Annotated in this window: 16 protein-coding genes; 14 read left to right on the plus strand and 2 right to left on the minus strand. The window is 65.6% G+C overall.

From position 1 onward, the window contains the following. Genes F4X41_02180 through F4X41_02190 form a run of 3 tightly spaced genes read left to right on the plus strand, consistent with a single transcriptional unit; the run spans position 1 to position 1869 of the window. Positions 1 to 435 (plus strand): hypothetical protein, encoded by a 435-nt coding sequence (locus F4X41_02180; protein ID MYB15830.1) that lies wholly within the window; start codon positions 1 to 3, stop codon positions 433 to 435. Positions 436 to 464: 29 nt separating this feature from the next. Continuing rightward, positions 465 to 1154: a CoA transferase subunit A gene (locus F4X41_02185; protein ID MYB15831.1), complete on the plus strand. Its 690-nt coding sequence runs from the start codon at positions 465 to 467 to the stop codon at positions 1152 to 1154. Position 1155: 1 nt separating this feature from the next. After that, positions 1156 to 1869 (plus strand): hypothetical protein, encoded by a 714-nt coding sequence (locus F4X41_02190; protein ID MYB15832.1) that lies wholly within the window; start codon positions 1156 to 1158, stop codon positions 1867 to 1869. Positions 1870 to 1875: 6 nt separating this feature from the next. Here F4X41_02190 and F4X41_02195 read toward each other — a convergent pair whose 3' ends face one another. Continuing rightward, a complete protein-coding gene (locus F4X41_02195) occupies positions 1876 to 3024 on the minus strand; it encodes a Gfo/Idh/MocA family oxidoreductase (protein ID MYB15833.1) in 1149 nt (382 codons plus the stop codon). Positions 3025 to 3044: 20 nt separating this feature from the next. Between F4X41_02195 and F4X41_02200 the strand changes: the two genes are divergently transcribed. After that, on the plus strand, positions 3045 to 3389 hold the full coding sequence (locus F4X41_02200) for a hypothetical protein (GenBank protein ID MYB15834.1): 345 nt from the start codon (positions 3045 to 3047) through the stop codon (positions 3387 to 3389). Next, complete coding sequence (locus F4X41_02205) at positions 3386 to 4810, plus strand: MFS transporter (GenBank protein MYB15835.1); 1425 nt, start codon at positions 3386 to 3388, stop codon at positions 4808 to 4810. Before F4X41_02200 ends, F4X41_02205 begins: the two co-directional genes overlap by 4 nt. Positions 4811 to 4817: 7 nt before the next feature. Here the strand turns inward: F4X41_02205 and F4X41_02210 are convergent, their stop codons facing one another. Beyond that, the gene (locus tag F4X41_02210; GenBank protein ID MYB15836.1) at positions 4818 to 5981 is read right to left on the minus strand and encodes a citrate synthase; all 1164 of its coding nucleotides are present in this window, start codon (positions 5979 to 5981) and stop codon (positions 4818 to 4820) included. 75 nt (positions 5982 to 6056) lie between these two features. Here F4X41_02210 and F4X41_02215 point away from each other — a divergent pair, with 75 nt between their 5' ends. The 9 genes from F4X41_02215 to murB all read left to right on the plus strand — a co-directional run bounded on the left by F4X41_02215 (position 6057) and on the right by murB (position 14809). Continuing rightward, positions 6057 to 6458, plus strand: a complete 402-nt coding sequence (locus tag F4X41_02215) for a ribonuclease HI family protein (protein MYB15837.1) — start codon at positions 6057 to 6059, stop codon at positions 6456 to 6458. Positions 6459 to 6640: 182 nt separating this feature from the next. Then, positions 6641 to 7087 (plus strand): division/cell wall cluster transcriptional repressor MraZ, encoded by a 447-nt coding sequence (gene mraZ / locus F4X41_02220; protein ID MYB15838.1) that lies wholly within the window; start codon positions 6641 to 6643, stop codon positions 7085 to 7087. A 93-nt stretch (positions 7088 to 7180) separates the two neighbouring features. Continuing rightward, complete coding sequence (rsmH, locus tag F4X41_02225) at positions 7181 to 8041, plus strand: 16S rRNA (cytosine(1402)-N(4))-methyltransferase RsmH (protein MYB15839.1); 861 nt, start codon at positions 7181 to 7183, stop codon at positions 8039 to 8041. Beyond that, positions 8023 to 8535 (plus strand): hypothetical protein, encoded by a 513-nt coding sequence (locus F4X41_02230; protein ID MYB15840.1) that lies wholly within the window; start codon positions 8023 to 8025, stop codon positions 8533 to 8535. Before rsmH ends, F4X41_02230 begins: the two co-directional genes overlap by 19 nt. Before the next feature lie 9 nt (positions 8536 to 8544). Continuing rightward, on the plus strand, positions 8545 to 10275 hold the full coding sequence (locus F4X41_02235) for a penicillin-binding protein 2 (GenBank protein MYB15841.1): 1731 nt from the start codon (positions 8545 to 8547) through the stop codon (positions 10273 to 10275). A gap of 4 nt (positions 10276 to 10279) precedes the next feature. Further along, positions 10280 to 11425, plus strand: coding sequence for a stage V sporulation protein E (locus F4X41_02240; protein ID MYB15842.1), 1146 nt, complete (start codon positions 10280 to 10282; stop codon positions 11423 to 11425). Then, positions 11425 to 12516 (plus strand): hypothetical protein, encoded by a 1092-nt coding sequence (locus F4X41_02245; GenBank protein MYB15843.1) that lies wholly within the window; start codon positions 11425 to 11427, stop codon positions 12514 to 12516. The genes F4X41_02240 and F4X41_02245 overlap by 1 nt, the downstream gene beginning before the upstream one ends. Continuing rightward, positions 12513 to 13898 carry a UDP-N-acetylmuramate--L-alanine ligase gene (murC, locus tag F4X41_02250; GenBank protein MYB15844.1) on the plus strand — a complete coding sequence of 462 codons (1386 nt, stop codon included), beginning with the start codon at positions 12513 to 12515 and terminating at the stop codon, positions 13896 to 13898. Before F4X41_02245 ends, murC begins: the two co-directional genes overlap by 4 nt. Continuing rightward, on the plus strand, positions 13766 to 14809 hold the full coding sequence (gene murB / locus F4X41_02255; GenBank protein MYB15845.1) for a UDP-N-acetylmuramate dehydrogenase: 1044 nt from the start codon (positions 13766 to 13768) through the stop codon (positions 14807 to 14809). Before murC ends, murB begins: the two co-directional genes overlap by 133 nt. Positions 14810 to 14812: the final 3 nt, after the last annotated feature.

The raw sequence follows: 14812 nt of genomic DNA on the forward strand, positions 1-14812 counted from the left end.
ATGCGTGACGCAGCCCGACCGGTCGGATCGTCGATCGGCAACCTATCAGGGGCTGAGATAAACCTCGAGTTTTCGGCAGCGCAACGCGTTAGGGCCGACACCTGCCGGGCCGGCTATTCGGCCATCGCCTTGACCCACGCCGACCGCGCCCAGCTTGAGCAATCAGCGAGCGGGGCCGTCATCGCGGGCACCGCCCGTCTGGCCGATTCGGCTGCCATCGTGGCCTGCGGCGGTTCGGTGCGAATCGAGAACGGGGCCACCCCGGTAATCATCGGCGGGGCCGTCGAGGCCCAGCGGGTAATGGCTCTTGCCGTGGTTGCGGGCTCTGTGGAAGGCCACGTAAGTGCCTTGATGGGGACCCGCGCCGCGATCGCATTCGGAGTTGCGTTGGGCCTGAGCGCGCTGCTGGCACGCCTGCTGCGCCGCTGGATCTGACCACCTCCGCCAGCGGCTGATTCGACCCGATGTCCGCCCGCACGCGATCGGCCCGGTACCTGGGCCCGGCCCGACCAGCGGCCCAGCCTCTCCCCGACAAGGTATGTGGTGCGGAGGAAGCGGTCGCCCAGATCCAGGACGGCGATACGGTCTTGGTTGGCGGGAGCGGTAGGCCCAGTTACCCCGCGGCCCTGATTGCGGCGCTGCTGGACTCACCGGCCGGCGACCTGACCATCATCTGCCTGGACGCCGACGACGATTGGGTAGCCCGACTGCTAGCGAGCGGGCGCTGTAGTCGTCTGCTCACCGGCGCCGCCGGACCAAAAATCCGCGAAGCGGCCGGTGAATCGGGGGTTGAGATCGTGCCCCCGGGAGTGCTGCTGGAGCGGCTCCGGGCCGCCGGCGCCGGCCTCGGCGGGGTCCTCGTTCCACCCGAGCTGGCAGGCGGGGGCGATTTTTCGCCCACGATGGTCGGCGAAAGGGAGTTTTCGGTCGCGCCGGCCCTGATCGGCAACGTGGCCCTGGTCAAGGCCTGGCGTGGCGACCGATTCGGAAATCTTGCCTATCGCGGATCGCGCGCCGGATCCAACCCGGTGATGGCGACCGCGGCGCCGGTAGTGGTGGCATTGGTGGATGAGCTGTACGAGATCGGCGACATCGATCCCGCGGCGGTGGCCACACCCGGCGTGATCGTTCGCCACGTCGTCAAGGACGACTGACATGGCCTGGTCGGCGCATGACATCGCCAAGGCGCTTGCGGATGAACTCGAAACCAATGACGTCGTCTATCTGGACGCCGGGTTGCCGCGCCTGGTGGGCGAGCATCTGGCGGGACGCGCGGTAATCGCGGTTGACCGAAGCGGCCTGATCGGCCTGGGGCCGGCCCCACGTGGGCGCGAACGCGGGCTGCAGCCGGCCGACGGCGGCGAAACGGTTACCGTGATATCCGGCGGCGCGATGGCCGGCCCCGTGCGAGCGGCGGCGATGCTGCGGCGCGGATGGATCGACGTCGGCGTGGTCGAAGCGAGTCAAGTCGACGCGGCCGGTGATCTGGCACCCTCGGACGATGAATCCGCTCCCGGCCACCTGCGGGAGATCGTATACGGAGTCGGCCGGCTCATAGCCTGCCTTCAGCACCAATTGCCGGACGGCAGCCCGGCGCTGAGCCAAAAATTGGCGCCGGACGAGCGCAATCTTTCGCCGGCGAACTGCGCTCTGGTGGTCACTGAACTCGGGGTTTTTCGGCCTACCGGCGACGGGTTCGAATTGCTAAAGTCGGCGTCGTCGGTGGACCTTGATGAATTGGCAAGCCGCACCGGTGCGCCGGTCTCGGACCAACGGGACCGTGGATCCGGGAGCCACGACCCCCAGCCGTCCGACGATCCAGAGGATGAGGACGATCTCCTCGCCAGCGCGACGCCACCGCCGGACTAATTAAGGTCAGGCAAGCGGCAGCTCCACTCTGCAACCACCCTCGCTTGCCGAAATCTCGGCCGCTATGCAGGCATGGTGCGTGTTTACCGTCCCGGCGAGGTTCAATTCGGAATCCGTTCCTTCGTCCAAACAGTCGAACAGGTGGCCCAGCTCGCCGGTGAAGGGGTGTGAAACTACATCGGCCGAATCGGGCCGCTCGACCGGAAATTCGACGAATCCCTGAAGGCCCGGAAGCTGTCGCGAATAGAGGCGGTTGTTGCGGACCGATCCCTCGGTCCCCAGCAGGTCGACATCGAATTGGTAAGGCATACGGGCCCCCAGCGACGCAGAGACTTTGCCGATTGCCCCGCTGGCAAGCTCGCACACGAATACGGTGGTGGACGGGTATTCGTGGGCCGTCCCGTCGCGGGTGGCCAGGGCCGAGAGGGCGGCGATATCGGAACCGGTGAAGAAGCGCAATGCATCCACGGCGTGGCAGCCCGCACACAGCAGCGCGTTGCCCCCGGCGGCCCGGGTCTTGGCCCACGCGAAACCGCTGTACCAGTCCCCGACTTCATGCCAGTAATTGATTTCGCCGTAGAAGATCCGCCCCAGAAGACCCTTATCTATCTGGGCACGGATCAGGTCAAACATCGGATTCCAGTGCAACACGAACCCGACCAGCGTGGTTACTCCGGCCGCAGCGACTGCCTGCACCGCCCGATCCAGCGACTCGGTGTCCAGGGCGGCCGGCTTTTCGATCAATATGTGCTTGCCCGCTTGCGCCGCCAGAACCGTTTCGGAAGCGTGCAGGTCGTTTGGTGTGGCCAGTACTACGACGTCCACCGCCGAATCGGCTAACAGATCTTCGATGCGCCCGTAGGCGGCCGCGTCAAGGCCGTTGTCGGCACAGAATCGGGATGCACTTTCAACCGAGGATCCGCCCACTGCCACGACCCGGCAACGCGGATCGGACCGTGCCGCCTCAAGGTGGGCCGAAGCCACCCAGCCGGTTCCCTGAATCGCTACTCCGTAGATAATTACGCTCCTTTTTTCGCCATCCCGGATCGCTTCCGTCCCGGCATTCAAATTAAAGTTCAAGTGATATGCGCCGGGCCCTGGACCAAGCACTGATCGACTCCGCCGAGGACCCTCGCCTGGCGGACTGGCTGGCAATTCACGCCCCTGACCGGGCCATGGCGATTATGTCCCTGGCCGTGCACTGGATGGGTCGCGGCGGACGCTTGCGGATCCGGTCCAATTCGCTCGGGCTGGTGATTCCGCCGAGCGCGTCCGTGATCGGCGCCCGCCTGGTCTGCCCTGCCGCGCCGGAGAGGGATCCGTTCCTTGAATTCCTGCCCGGGCGGTTGCGGCGCAGCGTCCCTTCGCCGGACGATATCGAAGACTTCGTCGACAGCCTGGAGTCGTTCAGGGCCGCCGCCAATCGATCGGATACGAGCTGGCGATTCCCCGCCTGCACCGCCCCCCAAAAGCTGCAGATGGTGCTCGACGCGCTCGCCGATATGTGCTCGCGGCGATGAGCCGGTCGACCGCCGTCGCTGTCCGGCCCAATTGGCCCCAGGCGGTAGTCGTCGGGTTGGGGGTCTTTATGGCCACCACCGACGTCTCGAGTGTGACCATCGCCCTCCCCACCATCGCCCGCGAACTGGATGTGGACCTGCCCCAGGCGCAATGGGTCGCGCTGGGTTACATGCTCGGCACCGCCAGCCTGATGCTTTTCTTCGGCCGCCTCTCCGACCTGATCGGGCGCCGCCGGCTGGCCCTGGTGGGGTTTGCGATCTACGGGGGGTTCGCGATCGTTTCGGCGCTGAGTGTGAACCTGCCGATGCTGGTCGCGGCCAGGATCATCCAGAGCGTCGGTGGTTCGATGCTGCAATCGACCGGCAACGCCTTGATGGTTACCGCCTTCCCCGCATCGATGCGGGGTCGCGCCATGGGCCTGAACGGATCCGTTGTATCGCTGGGATTACTCGCCGGCCCGATCATCGGCGGCCTAATCACCGGCCTGCTGGGCTGGCGCTTCATCTTCCTGCTGGCCGCCCCGCTCGGGCTGGCCGCGCTGGCGCTGGGAGCCTGGATCCTGAAGGAGGACAAGATCCCCGAAAGCAGCGCCCGCATGGATTGGCTGGGAGCCGCCCTGCTGGTCGGCTGGACCGGTGCGCTTACCTACGGGATCAACCAGAGCGCGCTGCGGGGTCTGGGCAACCCGCTGATAATCGCGGTTCTGGCCGGCGGAATACTGCTGGTGGCGGCGTTTTTCTGGCGCCAATTGCGCGCCGCAAGCCCGCTGGTGGAGCTAAGGGTGTTCAAGGTCCACGCCTTCACAATCTCCATTGGGATCGGCTTCCTGACTTTCATCGGGATCGCCGGCCACGTTCTCATGACCCCCTTCCTGCTCCAGGACGTGATGCGTATTTCCCCGGCCACGGCGGGCGCGTTGATGTCGCTGATGCCGTTGGGGGCGGTGCTCCTGGCCCTGCAGGCGGGCGCCTTCGTCGACCGTTTCGGCCCGCGCATCCCGGCCACTCTGGGCCTGCTCGTAATGAGTGCCGCCACCGCCTCGATGCTGCTGTTGGACGAGCAGTCGACGATTTTGGACGTTGGCGTTCGCATGCTCGTCCTGGGGCTCGGCCAGGGCCTGTTCATGTCGCCCAATTCCAGTTCGATCATGGGGTCGTTGCCGCTCAGCCACATCGGCCTGGCGGGGGCGTTCAACGCCTGGATGCGGACATCTGGGTTCGTCTACGGTCAGGCGGCCTTCGGACTGCTCTTCGCCGCCGTGGTGCTCTCCTTCGAAGGAGTTCAGGAGGCCCTGCAGGCGCCGTTCGAATTCGCCCGTTACGGTTACTGGGCCGTGTACGGGACGGCCGCGGGACTATTCCTTGTTGCCGCGGCCCTGGCAGCGACCCGCGGGCGGGTGGTTACCCCGGCCAGCCTCTGACCCGGCCCTACCGCTGGGTAGGAGTCAGACCGCGCTCTTCGATGGCCACGTATTCGCGCTCCCAGGCCCCGGCGTATTCGAGCCGCGGACGGATGATGCGGTTGTTGCCAACCTGCTCGATGATGTGCGCGGTCCAGCCGGTCATCCGCGAAACGGCAAATATCGGAGTGAACAGGTCGACCGGTATCCCCAGGTTGTGATAGACGCTGGCCGAATAGAAATCGACGTTCGCGTTGAGACCTTTTTCGCGCATCATGATCTCTTCGATCGCTCCCGACAACTCAAAGAGCGAAAGGTCGCCAACGTCCTCACCGAGTTGCCGCGACATCTCGCGCAGGACTCCGGCGCGCGGATCCGCGGTCCGGTAAACGGCGTGACCAAAGCCCATGATCAATTGACGCGCGGCCAGGCGCTGGTGGATCGCGGCCTCGGCGTTGCTCCGGTCACCAATCTGCAGCAGCATTTGCAATGCGGCCGCGTTGGCGCCGCCGTGCAAGGGTCCCTTGAGGGCTCCTATTGCACCGGCGATCGCCGAATGCAGGTCGGTCAGGGTCGCGGCTATCACGCGCCCGGCGAAAGTGGATGCATTGAGTTCGTGCTCGGCGTGCAGGATCAGGGCAATGTCAAGGCTGCGGGCTGCGACGGCGGAGGGTCGCTCCCCCCGCAACTGATATAGGAAATTGGCCGCAAACCCCAGCTCCGGGTCCGGATCGACCGGCGCCATGCCCTGGCCGATGCGCCAGGCTCCGGCCACGATGCTCGATGTCTGGGCGGTGAGCCGCTCGGACTTGCGCAGGAGGGCGGTCGGCGAATCGTCGCCGTAGTCTGGGTCGTGACCGGCCAACGCCGAAACACCGGTACGGAGCGCATCCATAACCTGGACCGGGCCCAGTTCCCTGAGAACGTTCCAGACCTGCTGGGGTACTGATGCCGCAGCGAACCGCTCGGCCAGGGGACGGAGTTGATTGATTGCCGGTAGCTCACCGTGCCAGAGCAGATAGGCCACTTCCTCGAACGTGGAATGCTGGGCCAACTCTTCGATCGGGTAGCCGCAGTAACGCAGGATGCCCCGCTCTCCATCCAGGTAACAGATGGTTGAGGAGCCAGCAATCACATCTCGCAAGCCGGCAGTTTTGTCTGGCAAGAATCCCCCCTGAACGTCCCGGATCATGATAATTGAAGTGCCGGCACAGCGACGCCGAAAGGACCTGGCAAATTGGCCTCGGCAGCCGCGTTCGACGGTTACATCTACGCCGACGGTGCCTCCCGTGGGAACCCCGGGGCGGCAGCTGCGGCGGCGATCCTTCTTGACGGCGACGGCAACGAACTGGGTCGCTCCCAAATCTATCTGGGTACCGACACCAACAACGCTGCTGAATACCAGGGTCTGCGGCTGGGGCTGCTGCTGGCCGACCAGAGAGGCCTGCGGCGGGTAGCCTGTCGGCTGGACTCCGAGTTGGTCGTAAAGCAGATGCGCGGCGAGTACCGCGTCCGCAACCCCCGCCTGCGCGCAATCGCCCAGACCGTGCGCAAGCTCTGCGCGCGATTCGAAGAGGTCGAATTCGTCCATGTGCGGCGCGCCGGCAACGCCGTCGCCGACGGCTTGGCCAACGCCGCAATCGACGCTTTCCAAGCCGAAGAAGCCTGACTCCGGGCCGCTGGACGGCCGGAGGTTAATTCGCGCAGACATGACTCCCGGCGGCTCCGACCCCATGCACGGTGTGGTACCAAAACCCTGAAAAGAGCCCGAGATCACGACAATGTGGTAAATGGTGGGTCAAAGTGGTAGACTAGGCTTTCTCGGATCAAGGAGAGCGAGTTGCCGCGCCGATGGAACGCTTCATGGGCACGTATATGCATTCGCTCGACTCGAAAGGTCGACTGACCGTGCCGAGCCGATTTCGAGACGGGTTGGCCGATGGTGGCGCGATCACGCGCGGCATCGACACCTGCTTGGAAATCCTGCCAATGGGGGCCTGGGAAGCTAAAGCCGAACGGGTCACCGGGTTGGATGAATTTCGCAGCGAAGGCCGCAACGCCCGACGGGCGCTGTTCGCCAACGCAGTCCGACTGGATATCGACCGGCAGGGGCGGGTCTCAATCCCCGCGCCGCTGCGCGAAATGGTTGGTATCGCCAAGGAAGTCGCGGTTGTCGGAGCTGGCGAAAAAATCGAAATCTGGTGCGCCGAGAAATGGGGCCAACTGCAAGCCGGACTGCCGGCGACGATCGCCGACACCTTCAGGACAGCGTCCGAAACCGGCCCCAGCAACTCTTAACGGGTATTCGTGTGGGGCAGAGTGCCTCCCCTCCGCCCCACACATACCGAAGTCGCTAATCCCGTGGTCCAGCCAACTTCACACCAATCGGTGATGGCGCGCGAAGCACTGGCCCTGCTCGATCCGCAACCGAACCTGGACTACCTCGACGCCACCACCGGCGGCGGGGGACATTCCTGCTTGATCCTGAACGGCAACGCTCCCGACGGAAGGCTGCTCGCCATCGACGCCGACGCCGACGCGATCGAGCGCGCCCGGCAGCAACTCTCCCGGTTCGGGCAGCGCGCGGTACTGGCACACGCCAACTTTGCCGATGCACCGGCGGTTGCGCGCGAATCCGGGTTCGACCGGTTCGACGGGGTTTTGGCCGATTTGGGCCTTTCCTCGGACCAGCTCGCCGATCCCAATCGCGGTTTCGCGTTCGCCTCCGATGGTCCGCTCGATATGCGGTTCGACCTCCGCCAGGAACGCACTGCCGCAGATTATGTCAATGACATGCGCGAGAAGGAACTGGCCGACCTTATATATCGCTACGGTGACGAACGCGACAGCCGGCGAATCGCCCGGGCGATCTGTCAGGCCCGCGCCAAGAACCCGATTACCCGAACCGGCGATCTGGCCGCGGTTGTGTCAGGGGCGCGCCGGCGGCGGCGCCGCGGCATTCACCCCGCGACGCGCACCTTCCAGGCCCTGCGGATCGCGGTGAATCGGGAACTTGAAAACCTGGAGCGGTTTCTGGAGGGAATCCTCGGCATCGGCGCCCGGGGCGCTCGCATAGTTGTGATTTCCTTTCACAGTGCCGAGGACAGGCTGGTCAAGCTCGCGTTCAGGTCCGGCCAAACCGAGGGTCGACTCACCGTGCGTACGCCCAAACCGCTGCGGCCGCAGGCCGATGAATTGGCTGCCAACCGGCGCGCCCGCAGCGCCCGACTCCGATGCGCGGTTCTGAATTGAACGTCCAGGGCACCGACTTCATCGCGCTCGGGGCCGCCGGGTCCTCCGGGAAGTCCGCCGGATTCACCGGGCTGTGGGCCAGAATCCGAGCTGCCGGAACGCTGCCCCGCCCCGGCGTGGTCGTTCTCACCCTGGTGGCGGCGGCGTTTCTGGTGACCATGATTCTGGTGCTGCAGCTGCAACTGCAGGCGGCCCGGATCGCCACCGTGAACGAACTCGAGCGCGAACTTTCCCAATTGCAGCGGGTGCGCTCGGCGCTGCTGGTTGAAGCCGCGACCGCGTCTAACCTCCCGCGGATTGAGCAACGGGCCGGCGAACTGGGAATGCACCCGGCCGAGCCCGCCGCCACAATCTCGCCGCCGACGCGTGGCCGCTCGCGGGTAGGTCCTTCCCCTACCTGGTCGGACCCGGCTCCGCCGGAAATCCCCCACTGGCGAGATCGTTTCTGGCACGCCCTTCTGCGGTGGACCGGCCGCAGTCCCCCCGGCGCCTGAACCGTGCCAGTGCACCCGACCACGGACGACCGACCGCAGCTCGGCCGCCGGCTGCTCTTCCTGGGCGGCGCCAACCTCGCTCTGGCCGGGGCGGTCACCCATGCTCTGCTGCGGATTCAGGTCCGCGAGCAAAGCGCGCACACCGCCGACGCCGTGCTGCAGTTGCGCGCCGACAACTTGCTAAACCCGCGCCGCGGCGACATCATCGACGCCCGGGCCAAACCCATGGCGGTGACTCGCGTTGTGGACCGGCTGATCATCTCGCCGGCAGTTCTCTCCGAATCGGGCCTGCAGGCCATGCTCGAATTCGTCGCCAGGCACACCGGGATCGCGCTGCATCAACTAAGGCACCGGGTCCGCGACCGCTTGTCCCAGTACACCGTTCTGGCCGAGGATGTCGATCCGGTGCGCACGGCTCCGATCCAGAAGGCTATCCACGCCGGCCAGGCTGGCGGTTTGCAGATCGAGAGCCGACACAACCGGCGTTACCCCTCAGGTCCGCTGGCCGCCCACCTGCTCGGGTTTACCGACGCCAGCAACTCCGGCCGCTCCGGAGTCGAGTCGTTTTACGACCTGCAACTGCGCGGCCGCCCCGGACGGGTCATAGCCGACCGCGACCCACTTGGGCGATCGATACCCGTGGGACGCGAAATCGTCACCGCGGCCGAGCCGGGATCAACCGTCCGACTGACCCTGGACCGTCGGGTCCAGCTGAAGGTCGAGGGAATCCTGCAACGGTCGCTCGCCAAGTACGAGTCCGCGCACGGCACCATACTGGTTCTCGACCCCCGCGACGGGGCGGTTCTGGCCATGGCCAGCCAACCGACGTTCGACCCCGATCGTATGCACGAATACGCCGAGATCGGACCCCAGTTCCTCAACCCGGCAGTTCAGCTTGTGTGGGAGCCCGGATCCACGTTCAAGCTAATTACGATGGCCGCCGGACTCGATTCCGGGACGATTACCACGGCTTCGACCCACAGCTTCCCGGGAGAGATCGAATACGGCGGACTGCAGATCGCCAACTGGGACCAGAAGACCTACCCGAACCAGTCCATGACGAGCCTCCTGCGCCACTCTTCGAACACCGGCGCAGTCTGGATCGCCGACCAAATGGGGCCGGAGAAGTTCTACGGCTACCTGCGCAATTTCGGGATCGGCGAGCCGACCGGAGTCGATTTGGCCGGGGAAGTCGGCGGAATCGTCCGCTACTACCGCGACCCCGGTTGGTACCCCGGAGACCTGGCCGCCAACTCCTTCGGCCAAGGCCTGGCGATCACCCCGCTGCAGGCCGCGATGTGTTACGCCGCGATCGCCAACGGCGGACTGCTGCTGCGCCCGCGCACGGTCGCGGCCTTGATCGATCCCGCGGGCCGGGTCACTCCGAATCCGCCAGTGGTGCGGAGGCGGGCGATTACCGCAGCCACCGCCGGGCGAATGGTCGCCATGATGCGCGATGCCGAACGCTCGGTTCCCAACAACCCGGCGCTGAGTCCGTGGTTTGATACCGCGGGCAAGACCGCGACCACCGAAGTGCCGATCAACTCGGGTTATTCCGAGGATTCGTCGATTCCCAGCTACGCCGGATTCGGGCCCACGCGCGACCCGCGCGCCCTGGTGCTGGTCAAGATCGACGCCCCCGCGAAGGGTCGCTGGGCCCATGAAGTTGCTTCCCCAGTATTCCGCGAGGTAGTCGAGGCAATCTTTCCGCTGCTGGGCATCCCGGCCAGCGACGGCTGACTTCATGGACGCCCCCTTGCGAAGATTGCGCACCCTTTCCTGGGAAGACCTATCTTGGCCGGCGAACGACTCCTACTTGCTGGCGCTGGTCGTGATCGTCCCGCTGCTGGGCGCGGTGATGATTGTCAGCGCCAACATGCCGTTCGCCGGCGGCGACGGCGACCTGCTTTCCGGCCCGGTCATGAAGCAGTTGGGGATCCTCATGGGGGGATTGGTGCTCGCGGTGACGGTCTCATTTGTCGACTATCACGCGATTTGCGCCCGCTGGGCCGGGCTTTACACGATCACCGTACTGGCGTTGTTGGGGGTGCTGGTTTTCGGGTACGTCTCCGATGCCTATTCGGCGCGCTGGTACGAAATCGGAGGCCTGACCGTTCAGCCGTCGGAGTTGGCCAAACCGGTGCTGATCGTCAGCCTCAGCGCCCTGGCCTGGCAGTTCCGGGAACGCATCGCCACGCTTCCGGTTTTCGCCAAAGGGGTCCTGGTCAGCGGAGTCCCCATTGTGCTGGTTATGCTGCAACCCGATCTATCAACCTCCCTGACCCTGGCGATCGCGGCGATGGCGGTGGGGCTAGCGGCGGGGGTGCGGCTGCGTTACCTGGTGCTCTCGGTGACCGTTTTTGTGACGTTCGCGGTCGTCCTGATGCTGGCCCGCGACCTTGACTACCAGATAGCCAGGATTTCGGCATTCCTGGATCCGGCCAATTCGCAATCGGCCAATTACCAGATCCAACAAGCGACGCTGGCCCTGGGATCCGGGGGCCTGACCGGCAAGGGAATCGGGATGGGGACCATCAAGTACCTGTACCTGCCGGTCTCCAGCTCGGATTCGATTTTTGCCGTGATCGGCGAGGAACTGGGCCTATTGGGCACCGGCGCCGTGCTGGGCGCCTATTTGCTGCTGCTGGGACGCGGGCTTTGGTGCGCCTACCGGGCGCCCGACCTTTTGGGAAGTTGCCTGGCGGCCGGAATCACGACCTCAATCGTCGCCCAGGCCATGATCAACATGCTGGTCATCACCGGGCAGGTCCCGGTGACCGGGCTCCCGCTACCCCTGATTTCTGCCGGCGGGACCTCGCACATATTCACGATGGGGATGCTCGGGGTGCTCCTCAACGTCGCCCGCAGTTCCCGCTGGGCCAACCGGTGATGCGTCTGGTGGTCTGCGGCGGCGGAACCTACGGGCACACCATGCCGGCGCTGGCGGTGATCGACCAGTTGCGCTGCCTGCGCAATGACCTGACGGTACTTCTGCTCGGGTCCCGCCGTGGACTGGGACATCGCGAATTACCTGGATTGCGGGTAGAACGGATTGGCTCGGCGCCGTTGTCGGGCGTATCGCCGGCCGCGGTGCCGTTGAACCTGGCCCGGAACGCTTCCGCGTACCTTTCGGCGCTGGCTCTGGTAAGAAAATTCGATCCTCAAGTCGCGCTGAGCACCGGGGGATACCCCTCAGTCGCCGGGGCCCTGGCGGCACGCACCCTCAGGCGTCCGCTGTTGCTCTTGGCGTTGGACCGGCGCCCCGGTTTGGCGGTCGGACTCCAGGCCCGCATCGCCGATCTGGTCTGCTGCGTTGACGGAGATTCGCTCGAGCGCGTGGCGACCGAACGTGCGGTCGTCAGCGGCCTGCCGCTTAGGACCCAATTCGATCACCCCGATCGCGATGCCGGACGGCGCCGGGTCGGGATCGCGTCAGACCAGAATTTGCTGTTGGTGGTCGGTGGCAGTCAGGGAGCGGCGGCAATCAACCGGGCGGTTTCCGCACAGTTGCCGCAATTGCTCGCCAATTCGCAATTGGTGCACGTCACCGGATCCCGACAAATTGATGCGGCGCACTCCGACCGGGCCCAATTAGACGAAAGCCTTAGAGACCGCTACCATCCCTTCGAATTCGTTGACAGCGGTTTTGCCGACCTACTCGCCGCCGCTGATCTGGTGGTGAGCCGGGCCGGAGCCGGAGCGGTGGCCGAAATCGCCGCCACCAGCCGGCCGGCAATCCTGGTTCCGGGAAGTTTCGCCGGCGGACATCAGCACGATAACGCCGAACCGCTGGTCCGCGCCGGGGCGGCGGTCTCGATGGCTGACGACTGCCTGGACAAACTGGCCGACCGGGCCGGCAAATTGATTTCCGACCGACCCCGGCTTTGCCGGATGTCGGCGGCCGGACGCGGGCTGGGCAGACCGGATGCAGCCCGTTTCGTGGCCGAACAGGTGTTAATGCTGGGGAGCTCGCCGCCGTGAGCGACCTTCCGATCGTTGACTGGACCGGCCGACCGCAGGTTCACATCGTCGGAATCGGCGGGATGGCGATGAGCGGCATCGCCCAGATCGCCCTCGATCGGGGCGCTCGCGTCAGCGGATCGGACATGGTCGATTCGGAGTACGTCGCTCGCCTGCGACACCAGGGCGCGAGGATCCAACTCGGGCACGCCGCCGGGAACCTGGGAGCCGCCGACCTGCTGGTGCACTCGGCCGCGATCGGGCCCGAAAACCCCGAGATCGCCGCGGCGGCGTGCCGCGGGATCCCGGTTACCGACCGGGCGAGCTTCATTGCGTCGCTGCTGAGCGAAAAAACGACCCTTGCAATTGCCGGCACACACGGGAAGACAACCACCAGCGCGATGGCAAGCTTCGCACTGCAGAAGCTTGGTCGCAAACCCGCTTATCTGGTGGGGGCCAACATCCCCCAACTTGGCCGAAACGCCGCTTGGGGCGACGGCGAGATCGCGGTCGCGGAGGCCGACGAGTACGCGCGGGCGTTCCTGGCTTACCGGCCGCACGTGGCCGTAATCGGCCACCTTGAACCCGACCATCTTGACTACTTTGGAACCCAGGAAGCGCTGTACGAGGCCTTCGCGCAATTTGCCCGCGGCGTGGATCCGGCCGGTGCTGTCGTCGCCCGCTGCGAGATACCGGCCGTCGCGCATGCCGCCGCAGCCGGGACCGCCAGGATCGTCAGTTTCGGTACGGATGGGGATTGGCGGCTGATCGCCAACCGATCCAGCCGGGGAGGCCAGCAGATCGATGTTGCGGGCCCGGATGGTCTGGGGCTGACCACCTGCCTGGCGGTCCCCGGCGAGCACAACGCCCTCAACGCGCTGGCGGCCGTTGCGGCATTGGCCCAACTGGGAATCGATCCCGGCGAGAGCTTCGCCGCGCTCGCCGCGTTTACGGGCAGCGACCGTCGCTTCGTCCGTTCAAACCCGGCGCCCGGGATACGCCTGGTCGACGACTACGCCCATCATCCGACCGAAATCAGCGCCGCGATCGCAGCCGCCAGGGGTCTGGAACCGGAAGCCGACCGGGTCTGGGTGGTATTCCAGCCCCATTTGCGATCTCGAACGGCGCTCCTTTTTGAGTCTTTCGCCGAGGCCCTGGCGGCGGCCGACAAGGTCACTGTTTGCCACATTTATTCGCCCCCGGGGCGGGACCGGGAATATGAGGTCGATGCGGCCGCCCTGGCGGCCGCGGTCGGCGACCGGGCTGACAGCTGCCCAGATTTCGCGCAAGCCTGCGAAACGGTCGTAGGCGGCGCCAAGCCCGGCGATTTGATCCTGATGCTCGGTGCCGGCGATATCAACCTGCTTTCGGAACGCGTGTCGGCGCGACTGGGCCGGCGGTGAAGGACTTGGCAAAGAATTCCTGGCCGTCCCATCTGGGGGTTTGCCGAGACCGCGAACTGGCGCCGCATACCTACTTCGGTATCGGCGGACCGGCTCAGTACCTGGCGATAGCCGACGAGGCCTCCCGATTGACCGAGCTTCTGGACTTCGGCTCGAGTCGGGAGCTGCCGGTCACCGTACTGGGCAACGCCTCGAACGTCCTGATCGGCGATGACGGCGTGGAGGGGTTGGTGATCATCAATCAGGCTCGCCAGCTGGGATTGCACGAAAGGGGAAAGATCTCGGCAGAATCCGGGGCATTGATGGGTCAGCTGGCGCACTTTGCCGCCGAAAACGGGATCGGCGGATTCGAGTTCGGCCTGGGCATCCCGGGGTCGGTGGGCGGTTCCGTGTTTGGCAATGCGGGCTGCTTCGGATCCGATATTTCGAAAGTTCTGGAGCGGGCTTTGGTCTGGCGGAACGATGGCGTCAGCTGGCAGGGGCGCGACGAATTTGAATTTGGATACCGTTGCTCTGCACTGCAACGGGAGCCGGGTCTAGCGGTCGTGATAGAGGTCCGGTTGCAGGGGGTCGCCCGGCCAGAATCCGAAATACGCTCCCGCATGGTCCAAATCCAGGACAAGCGCCGGCAATCACAGCCGGCCGACCGCAGCGCCGGGTCCATATTCAAGAACCCGGCCGGCGATTTCGCCGGACGCCTGATCGAAAAGGCTGGGTTGAAAGGCGCGCGCAGCGGGGCCGCCCAGGTCTCGGATCGGCACGCAAACTTCATCGTCAACCGCGGCCAAGCCCGCGCCGCCGACGTGGTTGCTCTGATGGACCGGATCCGCCGCCGGGTTCACGAAGTTAGCGGCATCCGGCTGGAGCCGGAAATTCGGCGCATCGGATCGGGTTTCGGGGAGACGGCATGATTG

The sequence above is a fragment of the Chloroflexota bacterium genome, from assembly GCA_009840625.1.
In the GTDB taxonomy this organism is placed as follows: domain Bacteria; phylum Chloroflexota; class UBA11872; order UBA11872; family VXNJ01; genus VXNJ01.

Excerpts from the sequence above, each read along its gene's own strand:
- F4X41_02180 (MYB15830.1), top strand. The coding sequence starts at position 1 with ATGCGTGACGCAGCCCGACCGGTCGGATCGTCGATCGGCAACCTATCA.
- F4X41_02185 (MYB15831.1), top strand. The coding sequence starts at position 465 with ATGTCCGCCCGCACGCGATCGGCCCGGTACCTGGGCCCGGCCCGACCA.
- F4X41_02190 (MYB15832.1), top strand. The coding sequence starts at position 1,156 with ATGGCCTGGTCGGCGCATGACATCGCCAAGGCGCTTGCGGATGAACTC.
- F4X41_02200 (MYB15834.1), top strand. The coding sequence starts at position 3,045 with ATGGCGATTATGTCCCTGGCCGTGCACTGGATGGGTCGCGGCGGACGC.
- F4X41_02205 (MYB15835.1), top strand. The coding sequence starts at position 3,386 with ATGAGCCGGTCGACCGCCGTCGCTGTCCGGCCCAATTGGCCCCAGGCG.
- F4X41_02210 (MYB15836.1), bottom strand. The coding sequence starts at position 5,981 with ATGATCCGGGACGTTCAGGGGGGATTCTTGCCAGACAAAACTGCCGGC.
- mraZ (MYB15838.1), top strand. The coding sequence starts at position 6,641 with ATGGAACGCTTCATGGGCACGTATATGCATTCGCTCGACTCGAAAGGT.
- rsmH (MYB15839.1), top strand. The coding sequence starts at position 7,181 with ATGGCGCGCGAAGCACTGGCCCTGCTCGATCCGCAACCGAACCTGGAC.
- F4X41_02230 (MYB15840.1), top strand. The coding sequence starts at position 8,023 with ATGCGCGGTTCTGAATTGAACGTCCAGGGCACCGACTTCATCGCGCTC.
- F4X41_02240 (MYB15842.1), top strand. The coding sequence starts at position 10,280 with ATGGACGCCCCCTTGCGAAGATTGCGCACCCTTTCCTGGGAAGACCTA.
- F4X41_02245 (MYB15843.1), top strand. The coding sequence starts at position 11,425 with ATGCGTCTGGTGGTCTGCGGCGGCGGAACCTACGGGCACACCATGCCG.